17 protein-coding genes are annotated in these 19,361 nt (G+C 62.1%); 11 read left to right on the top strand and 6 right to left on the bottom strand.

Features of this window, described 5'->3' with window-relative positions; genetic code table 11:
- Positions 1 to 36: 36 nt before the first annotated feature.
- From ACZ9IL_RS07060 to rplY, 4 genes are all read left to right on the top strand, one after another.
- Complete coding sequence (locus ACZ9IL_RS07060) at positions 37 to 459, top strand: CBS domain-containing protein (protein WP_476002876.1); 423 nt, start codon at positions 37 to 39, stop codon at positions 457 to 459.
- Positions 460 to 632: 173 nt separating this feature from the next.
- Entirely contained in the window at positions 633 to 4,568 is a 3,936-nt protein-coding gene (gene hrpA / locus ACZ9IL_RS07055; protein ID WP_476002875.1) for an ATP-dependent RNA helicase HrpA, read from the top strand.
- An 86-nt stretch (positions 4,569 to 4,654) separates the two neighbouring features.
- Positions 4,655 to 5,500: a type IV pilus assembly protein FimV gene (locus ACZ9IL_RS07050; RefSeq protein WP_476002874.1), complete on the top strand. Its 846-nt coding sequence runs from the start codon at positions 4,655 to 4,657 to the stop codon at positions 5,498 to 5,500.
- Between the two features lie 256 nt (positions 5,501 to 5,756).
- Complete coding sequence (gene rplY / locus ACZ9IL_RS07045; protein WP_476002873.1) at positions 5,757 to 6,044, top strand: 50S ribosomal protein L25; 288 nt, start codon at positions 5,757 to 5,759, stop codon at positions 6,042 to 6,044.
- A 135-nt stretch (positions 6,045 to 6,179) separates the two neighbouring features.
- Here the strand turns inward: rplY and ACZ9IL_RS07040 are convergent, their stop codons facing one another.
- Genes ACZ9IL_RS07040 through selD form a run of 3 tightly spaced genes read right to left on the bottom strand, consistent with a single transcriptional unit; the run spans position 6,180 to position 8,982 of the window.
- Positions 6,180 to 6,824, bottom strand: coding sequence for an MBL fold metallo-hydrolase (locus ACZ9IL_RS07040; protein WP_476002872.1), 645 nt, complete (start codon positions 6,822 to 6,824; stop codon positions 6,180 to 6,182).
- On the bottom strand, positions 6,818 to 7,948 hold the full coding sequence (gene mnmH, locus ACZ9IL_RS07035) for a tRNA 2-selenouridine(34) synthase MnmH (protein WP_476002871.1): 1,131 nt from the start codon (positions 7,946 to 7,948) through the stop codon (positions 6,818 to 6,820). Before mnmH ends, ACZ9IL_RS07040 begins: the two co-directional genes overlap by 7 nt.
- The gene (gene selD, locus ACZ9IL_RS07030; RefSeq protein WP_476002870.1) at positions 7,945 to 8,982 is read right to left on the bottom strand and encodes a selenide, water dikinase SelD; all 1,038 of its coding nucleotides are present in this window, start codon (positions 8,980 to 8,982) and stop codon (positions 7,945 to 7,947) included. Before selD ends, mnmH begins: the two co-directional genes overlap by 4 nt.
- A 353-nt stretch (positions 8,983 to 9,335) precedes the next feature.
- Here selD and ACZ9IL_RS07025 point away from each other — a divergent pair, with 353 nt between their 5' ends.
- Together ACZ9IL_RS07025 and ACZ9IL_RS07020 are read left to right on the top strand one after the other, a co-directional pair.
- Positions 9,336 to 9,776 carry an EamA family transporter gene (locus ACZ9IL_RS07025; RefSeq protein WP_476002869.1) on the top strand — a complete coding sequence of 147 codons (441 nt, stop codon included), beginning with the start codon at positions 9,336 to 9,338 and terminating at the stop codon, positions 9,774 to 9,776.
- Between the two features lie 106 nt (positions 9,777 to 9,882).
- Positions 9,883 to 10,527 (top strand): glutathione S-transferase family protein, encoded by a 645-nt coding sequence (locus ACZ9IL_RS07020; protein WP_476002868.1) that lies wholly within the window; start codon positions 9,883 to 9,885, stop codon positions 10,525 to 10,527.
- A gap of 70 nt (positions 10,528 to 10,597) precedes the next feature.
- On the opposite strand, the gene ACZ9IL_RS07015 is transcribed toward ACZ9IL_RS07020, so the two are convergent.
- Positions 10,598 to 11,788, bottom strand: a complete 1,191-nt coding sequence (locus tag ACZ9IL_RS07015; RefSeq protein ID WP_476002867.1) for a class I SAM-dependent methyltransferase — start codon at positions 11,786 to 11,788, stop codon at positions 10,598 to 10,600.
- 166 nt (positions 11,789 to 11,954) lie between these two features.
- Positions 11,955 to 13,385 (bottom strand): methyl-accepting chemotaxis protein, encoded by a 1,431-nt coding sequence (locus ACZ9IL_RS07010; RefSeq protein ID WP_476002866.1) that lies wholly within the window; start codon positions 13,383 to 13,385, stop codon positions 11,955 to 11,957.
- 82 nt (positions 13,386 to 13,467) lie between these two features.
- Between ACZ9IL_RS07010 and ACZ9IL_RS07005 the strand changes: the two genes are divergently transcribed.
- Positions 13,468 to 13,740 carry an acylphosphatase gene (locus ACZ9IL_RS07005; RefSeq protein WP_476002865.1) on the top strand — a complete coding sequence of 91 codons (273 nt, stop codon included), beginning with the start codon at positions 13,468 to 13,470 and terminating at the stop codon, positions 13,738 to 13,740.
- 14 nt (positions 13,741 to 13,754) lie between these two features.
- A complete protein-coding gene (locus ACZ9IL_RS07000) occupies positions 13,755 to 14,510 on the top strand; it encodes a CHAD domain-containing protein (RefSeq protein ID WP_476002864.1) in 756 nt (251 codons plus the stop codon).
- 90 nt (positions 14,511 to 14,600) lie between these two features.
- Here the strand turns inward: ACZ9IL_RS07000 and metG are convergent, their stop codons facing one another.
- Positions 14,601 to 16,634 (bottom strand): methionine--tRNA ligase, encoded by a 2,034-nt coding sequence (metG, locus tag ACZ9IL_RS06995; protein WP_476002863.1) that lies wholly within the window; start codon positions 16,632 to 16,634, stop codon positions 14,601 to 14,603.
- A gap of 185 nt (positions 16,635 to 16,819) precedes the next feature.
- On the opposite strand from metG, the gene apbC reads away from it, so the two are divergent.
- From apbC to dcd, 3 genes are all read left to right on the top strand, one after another.
- On the top strand, positions 16,820 to 17,902 hold the full coding sequence (apbC, locus tag ACZ9IL_RS06990) for an iron-sulfur cluster carrier protein ApbC (protein WP_476002862.1): 1,083 nt from the start codon (positions 16,820 to 16,822) through the stop codon (positions 17,900 to 17,902).
- 108 nt (positions 17,903 to 18,010) lie between these two features.
- The gene (gene udk, locus ACZ9IL_RS06985) at positions 18,011 to 18,655 is read left to right on the top strand and encodes a uridine kinase (RefSeq protein WP_476002861.1); all 645 of its coding nucleotides are present in this window, start codon (positions 18,011 to 18,013) and stop codon (positions 18,653 to 18,655) included.
- Positions 18,656 to 18,718: 63 nt separating this feature from the next.
- A complete protein-coding gene (dcd, locus tag ACZ9IL_RS06980; RefSeq protein WP_476002860.1) occupies positions 18,719 to 19,300 on the top strand; it encodes a dCTP deaminase in 582 nt (193 codons plus the stop codon).
- Positions 19,301 to 19,361: the final 61 nt, after the last annotated feature.

Genomic DNA, 19,361 nt, shown 5'->3' with positions numbered 1-19,361 from the left:
CGCCTCCCGCCCGGGAGGCCTGTTGGGGGAAGCGTCATGGAGTCACTCAAGGCGAAGGATTATATGCAGACCAAACCCATCACGTTCGGCGCGGACATGATGGTGCAAAGCGCGGTCACCAAGTTTCTCAATAGCCACCAGCTCGGTGGGCCCGTGGTGGATGTCCAGGGGCATTTGATTGGCTGGGTATCGGAGCAGGACTGCATCGCCGCCATGTTGAAGGAAGCCTATCACTGCGAGCAGGTGGCGCAGATCAAGGATGTGATGCGCAAGGAGGTGCTGGCGGTGGGCCCCGACACCAGCATCCTGGATCTGGCGGAGATGATGATGGGCCAAAAACCCAAGATCTATCCGGTGGTGGAGGAGGGGCGTCTGCTCGGGGTCATCAGTCGCCACAACGTGATGCAGGCGATCCATGCCCAGCTGGGTACCTGCTTCGTGCGCCAGGCGCGAGTCTGACGCCATTTTCGTCTCTGTCATCAGGAGCAGGCCGGGTGCCTGCTCTTTTCATTTGGCGTGAACCCCTGATCCGGTGACGGCTTGCTTTAAGGCTTGCACCGCCCCCGCCCGCTCTTTAGGATCGGCTCCAGCTATCGAATGGCCCATCGGGCTTCTTATAAGGAATCTCTACCTTGTCTCTCTCTCTCGAGGCGCTGCGCCGCCGTCTCTCTGCCTGCATGAATCTCGATGCCCGTCGCCTTTCCAGTCGCCTGCACGGGGTCAAGAAGCTGCCCGAGGCCAAACAGGCCGCGATGCTGGAGACCATCGCCGCCGATCTGGATGTCGCCGAGGCGCGCTATAAGAGCCGGTTGGCGGGCGTCCCCAAGGTAACCTACCCGGACAACCTGCCGGTCAGCCAGAAGCAGGCGGAGATCGCCCGCGCCATCAGCGAACATCAGGTGGTGATCATCGCCGGCGAGACCGGCTCGGGCAAGACCACCCAGATCCCCAAGATTTGTCTGGCCCTCGGGCGCGGGGTGAAGGGCTACATAGGCCACACCCAGCCGCGGCGTCTGGCGGCCCGCACCGTGGCGGCCCGCATCGCCGAAGAGATGGAGTCCGAACTCGGCCAATACGTGGGTTACAAGGTGCGCTTCACCGATCAGGTGAGCGAGCAGACCCACATCAAGCTGATGACCGACGGTATCCTGCTGGCGGAGATCCAGCACGACAGGCTGTTGACCCAGTACGACACCATCATCATCGATGAGGCCCACGAGCGCAGCCTCAACATCGACTTCATCCTCGGCTATCTCAAGCAGTTGCTGCCGAGACGCCCGGATCTCAAGATCATCATCACCTCGGCCACCATCGATCCCCAGCGCTTCTCCCGCCATTTCAACCAGGCGCCGGTCATCGAAGTCTCTGGCCGTACCTATCCGGTGGAGGTGCGCTATCGCCCCTTATTTGACGACAAAAAGTTTGAAGACAAAAAGAGTGACGGCAAGGAGAGCGGGGACGAGCGAGACGAACTGCAGGGGATCTTCGATGCGGTCGAAGAGCTGGCGAGAGAAGGTTTAGGAGACATCCTGATCTTCATGAACGGCGAGCGGGAGATCCGTGACACCGCCGACGCCCTGCGCAAGCTCAACCTGCGCGACACCGAGGTGCTGCCGCTCTACGCCCGCCTCTCCAACGCCGAGCAGAACAAGGTGTTCCAGCAGCACGCAGGGCGGCGCATCGTGCTGGCCACCAACGTGGCGGAAACCTCCCTGACTGTGCCCGGCATTCGTTACGTGATCGATCCCGGTACCGCCCGCATCAGCCGCTACTCCTGGCGTACCAAGGTGCAGCGCCTGCCCATCGAGCCGGTCTCCCAGGCCAGCGCGAACCAGCGCAAGGGCCGTTGCGGCCGGGTTGCAGACGGTATCTGTATCCGCCTCTACAGCGAGGAGGATTTCAACAATAGGCCCGCTTTTACTGATCCGGAGATCCTGCGCACCAACCTGGCCTCCGTCATCTTGCAGATGCTGGCGCTCGGGCTTGGCAACATGGAGGCCTTCCCCTTCGTCGAGCCGCCCGAATCCCGTCACATCAAGGACGGCCTGACCCTCTTGAAAGAGCTGGAGGCGGTGCGTGAGTTGCCAAACCCCCATGGGAGCCAGGAGCAAGAGGCCCGCCTGCAGCTGACCGACACCGGTCGCCAGTTGTCGCGCATTCCGCTCGATCCCAGGCTGGCCAGGATGGTGATCAGCGCCGCCCAGACCGGCTGCCTCAGCGAGGTGCTGGTGATCACCGCGGGTTTAAGCATTCAGGATCCCCGCGAGCGGCCCATGGAGAAGAAGCAGGCCGCCGACGAGCAGCACAGACGCTTCGAGGACAAGGATTCCGACTTCCTCGCCTTCGTGAATCTCTGGAATTACCTGAAAGAGCAGCAGGATCTGCTGGGCAGCAACCCGTTCCGCCGCATGTGCCAGAAGGAATTTCTCTCCTATCTGCGAGTGCGCGAGTGGCAGGATATCCACTTCCAGCTGCGCCAGAGCGTCAAGGAGCTCGGCTTCAAGACCAATGCTGAGCCAGCGGATTTCAAGACGGTGCACTGCGCCCTGCTGACCGGTCTGCTCAGTCACATCGGCAACAAGGATCTGGAGAAACCCGAGTTCCTCGGTGCCCGCAACGGCCGCTTCCACCTGTTCCCGGCCTCGGGCCTGTTCAAGAAGCCGCCCAAGTGGGTGATGGCCGCCGAGCTGGTGGAGACCTCACGGCTCTATGCCCGCATCAACGGCAAGATTGAGCCCGAGTGGGTGGAGCCGCTGGCGGGCCATCTCATCAAGCTGCACCACAGCGACCCCCACTGGTCGAAGAAAAATGGCGCCGTGATGGCCAAGGAGAAGGTGACCCTCTACGGCCTGACCCTGGTGGGCGAGCGGCTTATCAACTTCAGCCGCATCGATCCCGCCCAGTGTCGCGAGCTGTTTATCCGCCGCGCCCTGGTGGAGGGGGATTTCGAGACCCGTCACCGCTTCTTTGGCGAGAACCGCAAACTGTTGGCCGAGGTGGAGGCGCTGGAGCACAAGTCCCGTCGACGTGACATCCTGGTGGACGACGAGGACTTGTTCCGCTTCTACGATGCCCGCTTGCCGGAAGAGGTCATCTCCGCCCGGCATTTTGACAAGTGGTGGAAGGAGGCGCAGAAGCAGGATCCCGAGCGACTCAACTTCGAGAAAGAGATGCTGATGAAGGGGGATGCGGCCCACATCAGCGATCTCGACTACCCGAATTTCTGGCAACAGGGTCGGCTCAAACTGAAGTTGAGCTACCAGTTCGAGCCGGGGGAGGCGGCGGACGGCGTCACCCTGCATATCCCGCTGCCGCTGCTCAACCAGGTCGAAGTGAAAGGCTTCGAGTGGCTGATCCCCGGACTGCGCCATGAGCTGCTGGTGGCGCTGATCAAGTCGATGCCAAAACCCATGCGCAAAAACTTCGTACCGGCGCCGAACTACGCCGATGCGCTGCTCGCCAGCATCAACCCCGATCAGGGACCGCTGCTCGACGAGATGGAGCGTCAGCTGCGCCGCATGACCGGGGTGACCGTGCCCCGCGAAGCCTGGGATTGGGCAGCGGTGCCCGATCACCTGAAACTCACCTTCCGGGTGGTGGACGATAAACACAAGCCCATCGCCGAGGGTAAGGATCTGGAGGCGCTCAAGGAATCCTTGCGTGGCAAGGTGCAAGAAACGCTCTCCCAGGTGGCGGATGACGACATCGAGCAGTCCGGCCTCACCCTGTGGAGCTTTGGCGAGCTGCCCAAGGAATACAGCCAGAAGCGGGCGGGGTTCGAGGTGAAGGCCTATCCGGCCCTGGTGGATCAGAAGGATTCGGTCGCCATCCAGCTGGTGGAGAGCCCTGTGGTGCAGCAGCAACTGATGTGGAGCGGTCAGCGCCGGCTGATCCTGCTCAACGTGCCGTCCCCCATCAAGTACCTGCAGGAGAAGCTGCCAAACAAGGCCAAGCTCGGGCTCTATTTCAACCCCTTCGGCAAGGTGGCGGAGTTGATCGACGACTGCATCGCCTGCGGTTGCGACAAGCTGATCGAGCAGCACGGCGGCCTGGCCTGGGACGAGGCGGGTTTCGAGGCGCTCAAGGAGTTTGTGCGCGCCGAGCTCAACGATGCCGTGGTCGAGGTGGCCAGCCAGGTGGAGGCAGTCTTGACCCTGTCCCATGAGATCAAGAAGCGGCTCAAGGGCAAGATGCAGCTCGACACCGCCTTTGCCATGTCGGACATCCAGCAGCAGCTTGGCAACCTCATCCACAAGGGGTTCGTGACCGAGACCGGGTGGCAGCGGCTGCCGGATCTGCTGCGCTACCTGCGCGCCATCGAGCGGCGCCTCGAGAAGCTGGCCATCGATCCGAACCGGGACAGGGTCTACATGCTCAAGGTGCAGAGCGTCGAGGCGGACTACAAGGCGCTGCTCGCCAAGATCCCCAAATCCCAGCTGATCCCGACCGAGGTGGCCAATATCCGCTGGATGATCGAGGAGCTGAGGGTGTCGTTCTTCGCCCAGCAGCTGGGCACCCCCTATCCGGTCTCCGATAAACGGGTGCTCAATGCGATTGCTCAGTGCTAAGCTGCTATGTGTCTGTTTTCTGAACCATTGTGCGATGCGTCACACAATGGGGTCGGTGAACGAGGGGATCAGGGGGAGGGCATAGGATGCTGGGGATCTGGTTAGGGGTGGCGCTGGTCAACATCAGCGGATATCAACCCATCGCGGAACAAACCTGGGTGCAGCTCAATCCGGAATATTATCCGATGCACCGCGCGGTGCCGCCCATCTTCGTGGCGTGGCGGGGCAATCAGTTCCCGCCGCTGGAGCAGAAGAAAAAGAATGGCCACTGGCTGGTGCTGTTTCCCGCCCGGCTGGTGCCCCCCTTCGATCTGTTCGAGGGGGAGGCCGAGCTCTCCAAGGCGTATCTGGCACGCCTCAAGCGCATCGACGAGATGGCCTATGGCATGGCGCCCCATCAGCCGGTCAATCCGGCCGTCGGGGTGTCCGCCCCCATATTGTCACAGGAGGGGTTGAGCCAGCCCTTTATCGCCGAGTTTTCCCTGCCCGGGATCAGTGAGGGACGTCGCCGACTGCCACCGTCTGAGCCACTGTTGGCCAGCCTGGTGCGCCATGCTGCCTTGACGGCTCCCTATCCGGGGCCAGCACAGATCCAGCTGGCCGCCGCCCCCAGTCTGGCGGAGGAGACGACCCTGACCCTGTCTGCACCGGCGGCGGGAGAGGATTCCCGAGTCTGCCATCAGGTGGCGGCGGGGGAGACCCTGTGGCGCATCGCCAGCGTCCTGGTATCGCAGGGGGGCGCGAGCGGGGCGGATACCTACAGCTATCTGCTGGCGCTGGTGGAAGAGAACCGCAGCAGCATGGGCAAGGGGATCCGGGTCAAGACGGGCCAGAGCCTCTATTGCCCAAGAGCCGAGACCCTGGCCCAGTTCAATGCCATGAGTCCGGCCCAGCGTCAGCAGCAATTTGCCAGGCTGGAGCAAGGACGCTGATGGTGGATGGCCCCAGGCGCCCTGGCCGCCGTGGTTGGTCTGACAATGGTGACCGAAAGGCGGAGGACAGAGCGCCTAGGGTTGAGTTCCGGCGGGTCGAGACCCTCAGCATTGCCCGATGGGAAATCGGGTGCCGATGGTGACGGGTCTTCGGCTTGTATCCACCCTGGGCCCATGCTAGTATTCGCGCTCGTTTTGCGAGGTGCTGACCGGTCGCAGTCAACACCATACATTCATCTTAAAAGAGATAAACACTATGTCTTTCGTATTCCAAGCTGAAGTCCGTTCTGACCTGGGGAAAGGTGCGAGCCGCCGCCTGCGTCACGCTGACCAAGTTCCTGCCATCGTTTACGGTGCCGGTAAAGAAGCCGTTTCTGTCTCCGTGGATCACAAAAAACTGATCCTGGCCCAAGAGAAGCCGGAGTTCTACTCCTCCGAGCTGACCCTGGTCATCAACGGTGAAGAAGTGAAAGTAAACGTCAAGGCGATCCAACGTCACCCTGTACGTTACAAGCTGGTTCACCTGGACTTCGTTCGCATCTAATTGCGACAGTCCGGTTGAATAAAAAGCCACTCCCCGGAGTGGCTTTTTGCATTCTGGCGCTCGGCGATTTCGCGCTACAAGGCGCGAGCCATCAAGAAGGGCGACCCCGGGGTCGCCCTTCTTGTCATCCCATCGTTACCAGACCGGCTGGGTGAGGTAGGGGTTGCTCACCCGTTCGCGGCCGAAGGTGGAGCTGGGGCCGTGACCTGGCACGAAGACGATGTCATCGCCAAGGGGCAGCAGAGTCTCGGTGATCGAGCGGATCAGGGTGGCGTGATCCCCGCGGGGGAAATCGGTGCGGCCGATACCGCCCGCGAACAGCACGTCACCGACCCAGGCGAGCTGCTCGCTGCGGCTCAGCAAGATCACATGACCCGGGGTATGACCCGGACAGAAATACACCTCCAGCTCACAGCGCCCCACGCTCACCTTGTCTCCCTGCGCCAGCCAGCTGTCCGGGCTGAAGGCGGGGGTGTGGGGGAAGCCGAACATCTGGCTCTGCTGGGGCAGCATGTCGAGCCAGAAGGCGTCCTCCTTGTGGGGACCCGTGATGGTGACGCCGGTGCGGGTGCGCAGCTCGGCGGCAGCGCCCACGTGATCGAGGTGACCGTGGGTCAGGATGATCTTCTCCAGCACCAGCTGGTGTTTCTCGATGGCGGCCAGCAGCTTGTCTGCTTCGCCACCGGGATCGATGAGCGCCGCCTGGCGGGTCTCGTCACACCAGATGAGAGAGCAGTTCTGGGCAAAAGGAGTGACCGGGATAATCTCAAATTTCAACATATTGGACTCTTCTGGTTAGCCATTTTCGCATGTTGTTCTGCAAAAAAGGCGAGACAGGCCTGCTTGTCACCCCTGAAATGGATCCGCTCGCGCTTGTTGTCGAGCTGATACAGATACATGGGATCGTAATAGCGGGTCAACAAGAGGCGGATCCAGGCCAGGTGCAGCTCGGTGTTGCCGGTGTTGGCCTGCTCCTGCAGCGCCGCCTGCATCAGTGCATCCAGCTCGCGATGATCCTTGTCGCCGAGGCGGCGCTTGAGCCGGGCCAGGGCATCGGTCAGGTAACCGGCAAACAGCGGCCAACCGGCATCGGCGCCGTACATCTCCTGGTAGCGCAGCCAGAGATCTTGCACGTAATCGATGCGGATCTGCTCGGCGCGCTCGGATTGCGGCACCTCGACCACCACCAGCGGCGCCTGACACATGGCCTCATAGAGGCTAAGGGGCAGGGCGCAGCGACCGATGAGACGGCTCTCGTCCTCTACCACGAAGGCCGATTCCCCAAGGTGGCGACGCTTGAGCAACTCGATGGCCAGCTTGTTCTCGAAGTTGATGTTGCTGGGCTGCCCCCCGGGGAGTTGGCCGAAGGAAGACCCTCTGTGATGGGCGTGCCCCTCCAGATCCACCGCCTGGGCGACCTCTGCCAGCATGTGGGTCTTGCCAGAGCCCGTCATGCCGGTCAGCACGCTCCACTGACACTCGGCCGAGGCGCTGTCCTGAACTTCGATCAGGAAGCGGCGCAGCTCCTTGTAGCCGCCGGCCACCCGCGGGCGGATGACGCCGGCCTCGGCCAGCCACTGCTGCACCGTCTGCGAGCGCAGGCCACCGCGAAAACAGTAGAGCAGGGCGTCGGGTTGCTTGCGCAGCTGCGCCAGCCAGCCCTCGAGTCGCTCGGCCCGCACGGCGTCGCCCACCAGCTGATGGCCGAGCGCGATGGCGGCGGCCTGACCCTGTTGCTTGAAGCAGGTACCGACCTGGGCGCGCTCCTCGTCCGTCATCAACGGCAAGTTGATGGCGCTGGGGAAGGCGCCGTCCTTGAACTCGATGGGGGCGCGCAGGTCGATAAGCGGCACGTCTTCGAGGAAGATGCGGGCCAGATCCGTCGCCTGCGGCAACGCACTCATTGGATGACCTCGATGAAGCGCTCGCCATCCAGGGGCTTCATCACCCCGACGGGGGAGAGGGAGAGACCCGCTTCGCGGGCAATGGCCAGCAGCTCGGCTTCGCTCTCTTTGCCGACCGCCACCAACAGGCCACCGCTGGTTTGCGGATCGCACAGGATGTTGCGGGTGCGATCGTCCATGGCATCGAGCTTGTGGCCATAGGAGTCGTGATTGCGCAGGGTGCCGCCCGGCACGCAGCCCTCGGCGAGGTAGTGATCCACCTCGGGCAAGAGCGGCAGCGCCTTGAAGTCGAGGCGGGCGCACAGCCTGGAGCCCTCGCACATCTCCAGCAGGTGACCGGCCAGACCGAAACCGGTCACGTCGGTCATGGCGTGGACCCCCGGCAGGGCCGCGAAGCGCTGGCCAATCTTGTTGAGGGTGCACATGGCATCCGGCGCCAGCTGCTCGTGCTCGGGCTTGAGTTTGCCCTTCTTCTGGGCGGTGGTGAGGATGCCGATGCCAAGGGGCTTGGTCAGATAGAGCACGTCACCGGCCTTGGCGGTGTCGTTCTGCTTGATGGCACCCAGCGGCACTATGCCGGTCACCGCCAGGCCGAAGATGGGCTCGGGGGCGTCGATGCTGTGACCACCGGCCAGCGAAATGCCCGCCTCGTGACACACCTGGCGGCCGCCGTCGATCACTTGCTGCGCAATCTCGGGCGCGAGCGTGTTGATGGGCCAGCCGAGGATGGCGATGGCGACGATGGGCTTGCCACCCATGGCGTAGATGTCGCTGATGGCGTTAGTGGCGGCGATGCGCCCGAAGGTGAAGGGATCGTCGACGATGGGCATGAAGAAATCGGTGGTGGAGACGATGCCCTGACCGTTGCCGATATCCACCACGGCGGCGTCATCCTTGCTGCTGTTGCCAACGATGAGGGTCGGATCGTCAAACCCCGGGATCTGGCTCTTGAGAATGGTGTCTAGCACCTTGGGGGAGATTTTGCAGCCACAGCCAGCGCCGTGGCTGTATTGGGTCAGACGAATGGAAGACATACTTACCCCTCTTGGTTCAAGCTCGCTCGGGCGCGCGGCAGGATAAGGGCGCAGCCTTCGCGATGCGGATAGTTCGCAGCAGATGGGTGGTCCTGGCAGGCATCGCGGGCAGAGCGGTCGATGGCCGCTGAGTCGGACGGGGTGTCGGGACAAGGGCCCGCACCCGTGCCACCAAGGGCCACGGGACGCGGCATTATGCCACAAAGTGGGTGGGGGATCCGAACCGCAATTCACGCCAATGGTGCTAGCGGGCGCAGCGCTGTGCCGACGTGATAGTGACGGGCCAGCCCTGCTGGCCGCCAGGGGCTCTGCTACAACTAAGGGCACCTCTTCTCTGGCAAGGACGGCGCATCATGACCTCCACCTTAAGCTGGTTTTCCTGGGCCCTGTTGTCGGCCCTCTTTGCCGCCCTGACCGCCATCCTGGCCAAGCTGGGGGTCCAGCAGATCAATGCGGATCTGGCGACCCTGATCCGCACCGCCATCATTTTTGTGCTGCTCTGCCTCTATGTCGCCCTCACTCGGCAGTGGAGCAATCCGTTGCAACTGCCTGGCCACAGCTGGCTGTTTCTCGGCCTCTCCGGGCTCGCGACCGGGGCCTCCTGGCTCTGCTACTTTCGGGCGCTGCAGCTGGGCAATGCCTCCCAGGTGGCGCCCATCGACAAGTTCAGCCTGGTGCTGGTGGTGATCTTTGCCTGCCTGTTTCTCGGGGAGCGACCTTCCCCGCGGGAATGGCTCGGCATCGGCCTCATCGCAAGCGGTGTTCTGGTGCTTGCCCTCAAACCGCAGGGATAGGGGCGCAGCCCATTAATGGTGATATTTGTATCTGCCTTGGTGGTATTTATTGAACGAAACACAATGTAAATCTTGATAAATCAACGGAATATAAGGAATCGGTGATATGAAACTCTATGCCCATCCCTTCTCGTCCTACAGCCAGAAGGTGCTGATCGCCCTCTATGAGAACGCGCTTGCCTTCGAGTACCACAATCTGGAGTCCCCCACGGTCAAAGCCGAGCTCGCCGCCCTCTGGCCACTCCAGCGCTTCCCGGTGCTGGTGGATGAGGGGCGCACCCTGCTCGAGAGCAGCACCATCATCGAGCATCTCCAGCACCACCATCCCGGCCCACACAGGCTGGTGCCGGGGGGAGAGGCCGGCATCGAGGCGCACATGCTGGATCGCCTGTTCGACAACTATGTGATGACCCCCATGCAGAAGGTGGTGGTGGACCGGCTGCGTCCGGCTGCGGATCGCGATCACTATGGGGTGGCGCAGGCCAGGGAGATACTGGACAAGATCTATGCCTGGTTCGATGAGCGCATCAGGGGGCGCGACTGGGCTGCCGGTGATACCTTCACCCTGGCCGATTGCGCCGCCGCGCCCTCGCTCTTCTACGCAGACTGGGCCCACGAGATCCCGCCGGCCTGCGCCCAGTTGCGAGCCTATCGCGCCCGCCTGCTCGGCCACCCTTCGATCGTGCGGGTGGTGGATGAGGCACGGCCCTATCGTCACTACTTCCCGCTGGGGGCGCCCCAGCGCGACTGAGATTACATCCCATAAAAAAAAGGCCCGCATATGCGGGCCTGTTTGATCAGGAAGATTGGATTTTACCCGATCAGCGGGCGCGAACCACCAGCCCCTTGAGGTAGAAGCCTTCCGGGTAGGCGGTACCGATCGGGTGATCCGAAGCCTGGGACAAGAGCTCCAGGATCTGGGCATCGCGACCGGCGTCGAGGGCCGCATCCGCCACGATCTTCTGGAACAGGCTCTGCTCCATCAGGCCGGAGCAGGAGTAGGTCAGCAGCACGCCGCCCGGCGCCAGCAGCTGGAAGGCCAGCATGTTGATGTCCTTGTAGCCACGGCAAGCGCCGAGCAACTGGGCCTTGCTCTCGGCAAACTTCGGCGGATCCAGCACGATGACGTCGAACTTCTCGCCCTTCTCGCGGTATTCGCGCAGCAGCTTGAACACATCGTGGCGAATGAACTGGGTGTTGGAGAGATCCAGCCCGTTCAGCTCGGCGTTCTGGCGAGCGATGTCCAGCGCAGTCTGGGAGAGATCCACGTTGACCACTTCACGGGCGCCGCCCTTGAGGGCATAGATGCCAAAACCACCGGTGTAGCTGAAGCAGTTGAGCACCCGCTTGCCCTCGGTGTACTTGGCGACCGCCTGACGGTTGTCACGCTGATCCAGATAGAAGCCGGTCTTGTGACCGTTGCGGATGTCCACCAGGATCTTGACGCCGTTCTCTTCGATGACCACGGGCTCGGTCGGGGCCTCGCCATGGATGACGCCGGTGCGCTCTTTCAGGCCTTCCTTCTTGCGTACCGCCACGTCGGAGCGCTCATAGATGTTGCACTCGGGGTAGAGGGTGCGCAGGGCCTGGGTGATCAGCTCGCGCTGGAACTCGGCCCCGGCGGAGAGGATCTGGCACACCAGGAAGTCGGCGTAACGATCGATGGTCAGGCCCGGCAGGCCGTCGGATTCGGCGGCGCAGAGGCGATAGCCGGTGAGGCCCTGACGCTTGATCAGCGGATCACGTGACTCTTGGGCATCCTTGAGACGGCGGATAAAGAAGTCCAGATCGATGGTCTCCTCTTTATCGAAGGTCCAGACCCGGGCGCGGATCTGTGAGCTGCCGGACCAGGCACCGCGGGCGAGCCACTTGCCATCGTTGGCGTAGATCTCGACGGTGTCGCCATCGATGGGGTTGCCCTCTACTCGCTCGATCCCCTTGGAGAAGATCCAGGGATGACGGCGCAGCAGGGATTTTTCGCGGCCTTTGACGAGATAGATGTAAGTGCTCATGGGAGTTTACCGATGCCAGAAAGAAGAGGGGCCGTATTTTAGTAGCAACCTCTGCTTTAAGCCAGCTTTCATCCCGTTCGTCAGGCCAGCAAGGCAAGTGCCTGCGAGCCAAACACAAAGGGCCCCCCGGCGGGGAGCCCTTTGTGGCTGCGAGGCGAGTGCCTGACTAGATCCGCAAGCCGGTCATGGCCTGGCTGAGCTCGGTGGCAGTCGCCTTGAGGCCGGAGGTACCGGCCACCGAGGCGCTGGCAGACTCTTCCACCCGGCTTGCCTCGTGGCGTACCTGATCCAGGTTGCGGGTGATCTCCTCGGCCACCGAGCTTTGCTCTTCGCTGGAGGTGGCGATCTGGGTGCTCATCTCCAGCACCGCATCGCTGTGGCTGCTCAGCTTGTCGATGTCCAGCCCTACCTCGGTGATGAGTTGTTGGCTGCTGGCGGCGCGCCCGACCGTCTTCTCCATGATGTCGTTGAGCGCCCCGGTGCCGCTTTGCAGCTCCTCGATCATCTGCTGGATCTCTACCGTGGCCTGCTGGGTGCGGCTGGCGAGGGTGCGGACCTCGTCGGCCACCACGGCAAAGCCGCGGCCCTGCTCGCCGGCACGGGCGGCCTCGATGGCGGCATTGAGCGCCAGCAGGTTGGTCTGCTGGGAGATGGCGTTGATGACGTTGACCACCTCGTTGATGCGGTTGGCGTTGTGGGTCAGTCGCTCGACGGCGCCGGAGGCGTTGCCGATTTCGTCGGCCAGGGTGCTGATGGCGCTGATGGTGCGGGCCACCCGCTCGGCGCCGTTGGCGGCTTCCTCGCTGGACTGGCGGGTCTGCAACAGGGTGTCGTTGGCGTTGCGGGCCACTTCCCGGATGGCGGCAGACATCTGCTCCATGGCGGCAGCCAGGGAGTCCATGTGCTGGCGCTGGGCACGGGCCATGCTCTCGCCGTCGCTGGCGTGCTCGCGGAACTCGTCGGCGGCCATGGTGAGCGCCTCGGCGGACTCATCGACTAGACGCACTATCTTGTGCTGGCGATCGGTGAAGCGGTCGATGCTGCCCGCCAGGATGGAGAACTCGTCCCGCACCGGGAAGAAGTTGAGGCGGAAGGTGAGATCCCCGTTGGCCACCGTTTGCAGCGCCTTGTTGGTGGAGTAGAGCGCACCGGAGACGAAGGTCATCAGGTAGTGGGTGATGAGTGCCAGCAGGGCGGCCAGCACGGCGATGATGGTGAGGGTGGTGCCCTGTCCATCCCACATGGAGTAGCGGCTGGCATCCAGGGTGCCGGTAACAAACCCGGCCTGACCGGCGCTGGCGCTGACGCTGTAGTGATCCCCTTGCTGGCTCAGGCTGACGCTGCCCGTCGGTGCCAGGCTGAACCCGGCCGGCAGGCTGAGGGTCGGCTGCTGGCTCACCAGCTGGGCGACGGTCTCGACGCGCTGCTTGAGCTGATCCAGTCGAACCTGCATCTGCTGATCATGGCTGTCGGCCAGCAGATACCAGGTGAGGAAGGCGATGAACAGGAGCGGGCACCAGAAGGTGATGAGAAATTTTTCGCTGATCGTGAGGTGAATGAGATAGCGGTCAACCCAACGGAATTTTACTTCTTTCATAATGGTATTGCGTCCTGCAAGGGAGATGTGTCGCAGTCATTATCGCCTTGGAGGGAAATTTCTTGAGGAAAAGGTGCTGAAAATGGGAGAGCAATCGTTTGTCCTTCGGGTCTGGGGTCAGGTGCAGGGGGTCGGGTTCCGTTACTTCACCCGGGAGCGTGCACTGCAGCTGGGGCTGCGGGGCCACGCCTATAACCTGGAGGATGGCTCGGTCGAGGTGCTGATCGCAGGTCCCGAGCAAGCCGTGCAGATGATGCTGGGCTGGCTGGAGCACGGGCCCCGCACTGCGACCGTGACCAGGATGGAATGCACCAAGGCCGCCCCCCCCACGGGCGCCGGTTTTCATACCAACTAGCAGGAGGCAGAGGGATGGAGATGATGGTGCGAACGACATGGCTCGAGCAGGCGCGTCGGCTCATCGATCAGTACGGCGCCGCCACCCTGGCCTTGCGCCAACAGGCGGCGCCAGCCGAGGTGCATGCCTACCGGATCGCGGCCCGCCGTCTGCTGGCCTTGCTCGCCCTGTGGCGACCCCTCATCTATCAGCCTGGACTGGAGCGACGGTTGCTGCGGGCGGCGGGCAAGCTCTCGGCCCTGCGCGATGCCCAGGTGTATGAGGCGCGCTTTGGTGGCAAGTCCCACGGGATCCCGGTGCCCCGTGTCCCCATGTTGACGGTGCGGCTGGAACGCTGGCTGGAGCGGCTGGCGCAGGTGCCCAGTGATTTCAATCCCTTGCCGCTGTTTCAAATGCAGCTGGCACTCTCTCTTGCCGATGGGCTGGCCGAGACGGGGCTGGACGGCCTCTGTGCCAGCAAGAAACACCAGCTGCGCCATTGGCACAAGTTGCGGCTGATCCTCAAGCAGACCCGCTACGGGGTCGAGCTGCTGCTGGGGCAGGGGGAAGGGGATCCGGCCTGGCTGGTCATGCTGACGGCGTGGCAGGACAGGCTGGGTCAGTTGCAAGATGCCCGGCAGTGGCGTAAACGACTGGGTCGCAAGGGCGGCGGCAAGAAGCAGCGTCAGCGTGCGCGCTTGAAGGTGGCGATGGGCTGTCAGCTGCAACAGCTGGATTGCCAGCAGGCGGAGCTGGTGGGGCTGCGGATGGCGATGCTGCCGGTGCTGTGAGGCAAATGGCGGCAGGCTCGTCGACATCGAAAGATGAAAAAAGAGAGGCCCAAGGGCCTCTCTTTTTGATCAGGGTATCAGTGGCTGCACTTACTTGACGCGCATGCCTGGCTGGGCGCCTTCCTGGGGCTCCAGGATCCAGAGATCCTTGCCACCCGGGCCTGCGGCCAGCACCATGCCCTCGGACATGCCAAAGCGCATCTTGCGCGGCGCCAGGTTGGCCACCATCACGGTCAGCTTGCCTTCCAGGTCTTCCGGATTGTAGGCGGACTTGATGCCGGCGAACACCTGACGGGTCTCGCCGCCCAGATCCAGCTGCAGTTTCAGCAGCTTTTCCGCTTCCGGCACGGCTTCGGCTTTCTTGATCAACGCGACCCGCAGATCCAGCTTGGCGAAATCCTCATAAGAGATGGTTGGGCTGATGGGGTCATCCGCCAGCGGGCCAGTCAGCTTGGGGGCCTGTTCTTTGGCCAGATCATCCTTGGAGGCTTCCACCATGGCTTCCACCTTGGCGGGTTCGATACGGGCGAACAGCGCCTTGAACGGAGCCAGCTGGTGGTTGGTGAGCGGCAGGGCCACGCCATCCCAGCTGAGGGTCTCGCCAAGGAAGGCTTCGGCGCGCTCGGCCAGGAGCGGCATGACGGGTTTCAAGTAAGCCATCAGCACCCGGAACAGGTTGATGCCGACGGAGCAGACCGCTTGCAGCTGTGCGTCTGCACCTTCCTGCTTGGCCAGCACCCAGGGGGCCTTGTCATCCACGTAGCGGTTGGCCTTGTCGGCCAGCGCCATAATCTCGCGAATGGCGCGGCTGAATTCGCGGGCCTCGTAGGCTTCGGCGATGGAGGCGCTGGCGTTGGCAAATTCGGCGTAGAGCTCGGGCTCGGCGCAAGTGTCAGCCAGCTTGCCGTCGAAGCGCTTGGTGATGAAACCGGCGTTGCGGGAGGCCAGGTTGACCAGCTTGTTGACCACGTCGGCGTTGACGCGGGAGACGAAGTCTTCCAGGTTCAGGTCCAGATCGTCGATGCGGCTGTTGAGCTTGGCGGCGTAGTAGTAACGCAGGCACTCCGGATCCAGGTGCTTCAGGTAGGTCGAGGCCTTGATGAAGGTACCCTTGGACTTGGACATCTTGGCGCCGTTGACGGTCACATAACCGTGCACGTTGACCTTGGTCGGCTTGCGGAAACCCGCGCCTTCCAGCATGGCCGGCCAGAACAGGCAGTGGAAGTAGGCGATGTCCTTGCCGATGAAGTGATAGAGCTCGGCTTCGGAGTCGGCTTTCCAGTAGCTGTCGAAATCGATGTCGCCGCGCTTGTTGCACAGGTTCTTGAACGATGCCATGTAACCGATGGGGGCATCCAGCCAGACGTAGAAGTACTTGCCAGGGGCTCCCGGGATCTCGAAGCCAAAATAGGGGGCGTCGCGGGTGATGTCCCATTGCTGCAGGCCGCTCTCGAACCACTCTTGCATCTTGTTGGCCATCTCTTCCTGGATGGCGCCTGAGCCGCGTACCCAACCGGCCAGCCAGCTTTCAAACTGCGGCAGATCGAAGAAGAAGTGCTCGGAGTCTTTCATCACCGGGGTCGCGCCCGAGACGGCAGATTTCGGATCGATGAGCTCGGTCGGGCTGTAGGTAGCGCCGCAGCTGTCGCAGTTGTCACCGTATTGCTCGGGGGATTTGCACTTGGGGCAGGTGCCCTTGACGAAACGGTCCGGCAGGAACATGGACTTTTCCGGGTCGAACAGCTGGGTGATGGTACGACCCTTGATGAAGTCGCCGTCCTTCAGCCGACCGTAGATCTGCTCCGCCAGCTCGCGGTTCTCGTCGCTGTGGGTGGAGTGATAGTTATCAAAGCTGATATTGAAGCCGGCGAAATCGGTCTGATGCTCTTCGGACACGGCCGCGATCATCGCTTCCGGGGTGATGCCGAGCTGCTGCGCCTTGAGCATGATGGGGGTGCCGTGGGCATCGTCGGCACAGACGAAATGCACCTGATGGCCACGCATTCGCTGATAACGAACCCAGATATCGGCCTGGATGTGTTCCAGCATGTGGCCAAGATGGATGGAGCCATTGGCATAGGGGAGGGCGCAGGTTACCAGCATTGTACGAGGATCAGTTGCCATAATACGTTCTTTATGTGCCTGTTGGGATGATACAGTGCCGAGCATGTTACCCGAATTGGGGGCGGCCTGCCTAGGGTTGTGGCCCTGCCTGGCTTGGCAGAAGGTCTCTCGAATGTACAGGCAAGCCACTGATTTGTGTGCGGTAACCGTTCACCTCAGCATAACGACAACATAATGGGGAGTTAATGGTGATTGATTCAGTAAAACAGATCCTCGCCGAATTTAAGCCAGCAGGGTGGGGCAAGGATCTGGTCGCGGCCGGTTTCGTGCGCGCCATCGAGTCCCATGGGCAGAGCCTGACCATCAAGCTGGTGCTGCCCTTTGCCGGGCAATCCTGGTTCGAGCAGCTCAAACAGGACTTTGACGCCCGTCTGCGCACGGCCACCGGGGCCGTTACCATCGACTGGCAAGGTGAGATCGAAGTGGCCAGCATGCCCCGCGCCCAGCAACTGGCGGCGGTGCAAGGCATTCGCAACATCCTGGTGGTCGCTTCCGGCAAGGGCGGGGTGGGCAAATCCACCACGGCGGTCAACCTGGCGCTGGCGCTGCAAAAAGAGGGGGCGCGGGTCGCCATCCTGGATGCGGACATCTATGGGCCTTCCATTCCGACCATGATGGGCACCCTCAAGGAGCGGCCCCACAGCCTCGATGGCAAGCTGATGGAGCCGGTCATGGCCTGCGGCCTGAAGAGCAACAGCATCGGCTATCTGGTGGACGAGCAGGATGCCACCATCTGGCGCGGCCCCATGGCGAGCAAGGCACTGGCGCAGATCCTGCATGAGACCCGCTGGGGCGAGGTGGATTATCTGGTGGTGGACATGCCGCCAGGCACCGGTGACATCCAGCTCACCCTGGCCCAGCAGGTGCCCACCACGGCGGCGCTGATCGTCACCACACCGCAGGACGTGGCACTGGCGGATGCCCGCAAGGGGATCGCCATGTTCAACAAGGTGAATGTGCCGGTGCTCGGCATCGTCGAGAACATGAGTTATCACGTCTGCAGCGCCTGTGGTCATCATGAGCCGCTGTTCGGGACAGGCGGTGGTCAGAAGATGGCGGCTCAGTACAAGATGTCCCTGCTCGGTCAGTTACCGCTGCACATCGACATCCGCCAGCACATGGACAATGGCAGCCCCACGGTGTTCGGTACACCGACAGGCGAGCTGACCGAGATCTATCTGAAGCTGGCCCGTCGGGTCGGTGCCGAGCTCTATTTCAGCGGTAAACCGATTGCGACCCCGCTTTACACCGTGGCGCTGGACGAATAATCGACTGTCGACCGTCAGGGATGGATTTAGGGTGGGCATGGCTCACCCTTTTTTATATAATGGATCGGTTTAAACAATCCCCAGTGCTCTTCTCTTTAGGTATTTTCAATGTCTGATACTCAACATTCGTGTGTGATCATCGGTATTGCTGGTGCATCCGCATCCGGCAAGAGTCTTATCGCTCAAACCATTTATGAAGAGCTGGTGGCCGAACTGGGCGCAGGTCAGATTGGTGTGATCACCGAGGATTGCTACTACCGTGATCAGACCCACCTGACCATGGAAGAGCGGGTCAAGACCAATTATGACCACCCCAACGCCCTGGATCATGATCTGCTGGTGCAGCATCTGACTCAACTGGTGAAAGGCGACGCGGTCGATATTCCCCAGTACTCCTATACCGAGCACACCCGCATGAGCGAGGTTACCGCCTTTGCTCCGCGTCGGGTCATCATCCTGGAAGGGATACTGCTGCTGACCGACAGCCGTCTGCGTGAGCTGATGGATGCTTCCATCTTCATGGACACGCCGCTGGACATCTGCCTGCTGCGCCGTCTGGTGCGCGATGTGCAGGAGCGTGGCCGCACCATGGATTCCGTGCTCAAGCAGTACCAGAAGACGGTACGCCCTATGTTCATGCAGTTCATCGATCCGTCCAAGCAGTACGCGGATGTGATCGTGCCCCGCGGGGGCAAGAATCGCATCGCCATCGACATGCTCAAGGCGCGTATCCGCCACATGTTGATCGGATAAGAGGTTGCAAGCCGGGCGATGCCCGGCTTTTTTAAATGAATCATTTATCAGGAGAGTCGCCCAATGCGTCTTTGTGATACCGATATCGAACGCCATCTGGATGAAGGCAAGATAGTGATCGAGCCGAGACCCGGCATCGAGCGGATCAGTGGCGTCAGCGTCGATGTGCTGCTTGGCAACGAGTTCCGGGTGTTCCGCGATCACACCGCCCCCTACATCGATCTCAGCGGCCCGAGCAGCGAGATGGCCGATGCCATCGATCGGGTGATGAGCGACGAGATCCACATCCCGGACGGGGAAGCCTTCTATCTGCACCCGGGTCAGCTGGCGCTGGCGGTGACCTACGAATCCGTGACCCTGCCAGCCGATATCGTCGGTTGGCTGGACGGTCGCTCCTCCCTGGCTCGTCTTGGCTTGATGGTGCACGTCACCGCGCACCGCATCGATCCGGGCTGGTCCGGCCGCATCGTGCTGGAGTTCTACAACGGCGGCAAGCTGCCGCTGGCGCTGCGCCCCAAGATGAAGATCGGCGCGCTCAACTTCGAGATGCTCTCGGGGGCGGCTGCCCGCCCGTACAACAAGCGGGAAAACGCCAAATACAAGAGTCAGCAAGGGGCGGTGGCCAGCCGGATCAGTCAGGACTGAGCCATTAATTTTGCTGTTCATGTTGATAAAGGGTGCCAAGGCACCCTTGTTATTTTTCCTG

The sequence above is a fragment of the Aeromonas sp. TECH754 genome (assembly GCF_056279295.1).
The sequence above is the reverse complement of the archived record's forward strand: the minus strand, read 5'-3'. Positions and strand labels throughout refer to the sequence as shown.

Coding starts and splice junctions, on each gene's coding strand:
- ACZ9IL_RS07060 (WP_476002876.1), top strand. CDS start 37: ATGGAGTCACTCAAGGCGAAGGATTATATGCAGACCAAACCCATCACG.
- ACZ9IL_RS07050 (WP_476002874.1), top strand. CDS start 4,655: ATGCTGGGGATCTGGTTAGGGGTGGCGCTGGTCAACATCAGCGGATAT.
- rplY (WP_476002873.1), top strand. CDS start 5,757: ATGTCTTTCGTATTCCAAGCTGAAGTCCGTTCTGACCTGGGGAAAGGT.
- ACZ9IL_RS07040 (WP_476002872.1), bottom strand. CDS start 6,824: ATGTTGAAATTTGAGATTATCCCGGTCACTCCTTTTGCCCAGAACTGC.
- mnmH (WP_476002871.1), bottom strand. CDS start 7,948: ATGAGTGCGTTGCCGCAGGCGACGGATCTGGCCCGCATCTTCCTCGAA.
- selD (WP_476002870.1), bottom strand. CDS start 8,982: ATGTCTTCCATTCGTCTGACCCAATACAGCCACGGCGCTGGCTGTGGC.
- ACZ9IL_RS07025 (WP_476002869.1), top strand. CDS start 9,336: ATGACCTCCACCTTAAGCTGGTTTTCCTGGGCCCTGTTGTCGGCCCTC.
- ACZ9IL_RS07020 (WP_476002868.1), top strand. CDS start 9,883: ATGAAACTCTATGCCCATCCCTTCTCGTCCTACAGCCAGAAGGTGCTG.
- ACZ9IL_RS07015 (WP_476002867.1), bottom strand. CDS start 11,788: ATGAGCACTTACATCTATCTCGTCAAAGGCCGCGAAAAATCCCTGCTG.
- ACZ9IL_RS07010 (WP_476002866.1), bottom strand. CDS start 13,385: ATGAAAGAAGTAAAATTCCGTTGGGTTGACCGCTATCTCATTCACCTC.
- ACZ9IL_RS07005 (WP_476002865.1), top strand. CDS start 13,468: ATGGGAGAGCAATCGTTTGTCCTTCGGGTCTGGGGTCAGGTGCAGGGG.
- ACZ9IL_RS07000 (WP_476002864.1), top strand. CDS start 13,755: ATGGAGATGATGGTGCGAACGACATGGCTCGAGCAGGCGCGTCGGCTC.
- metG (WP_476002863.1), bottom strand. CDS start 16,634: ATGGCAACTGATCCTCGTACAATGCTGGTAACCTGCGCCCTCCCCTAT.
- apbC (WP_476002862.1), top strand. CDS start 16,820: ATGGTGATTGATTCAGTAAAACAGATCCTCGCCGAATTTAAGCCAGCA.
- udk (WP_476002861.1), top strand. CDS start 18,011: ATGTCTGATACTCAACATTCGTGTGTGATCATCGGTATTGCTGGTGCA.
- dcd (WP_476002860.1), top strand. CDS start 18,719: ATGCGTCTTTGTGATACCGATATCGAACGCCATCTGGATGAAGGCAAG.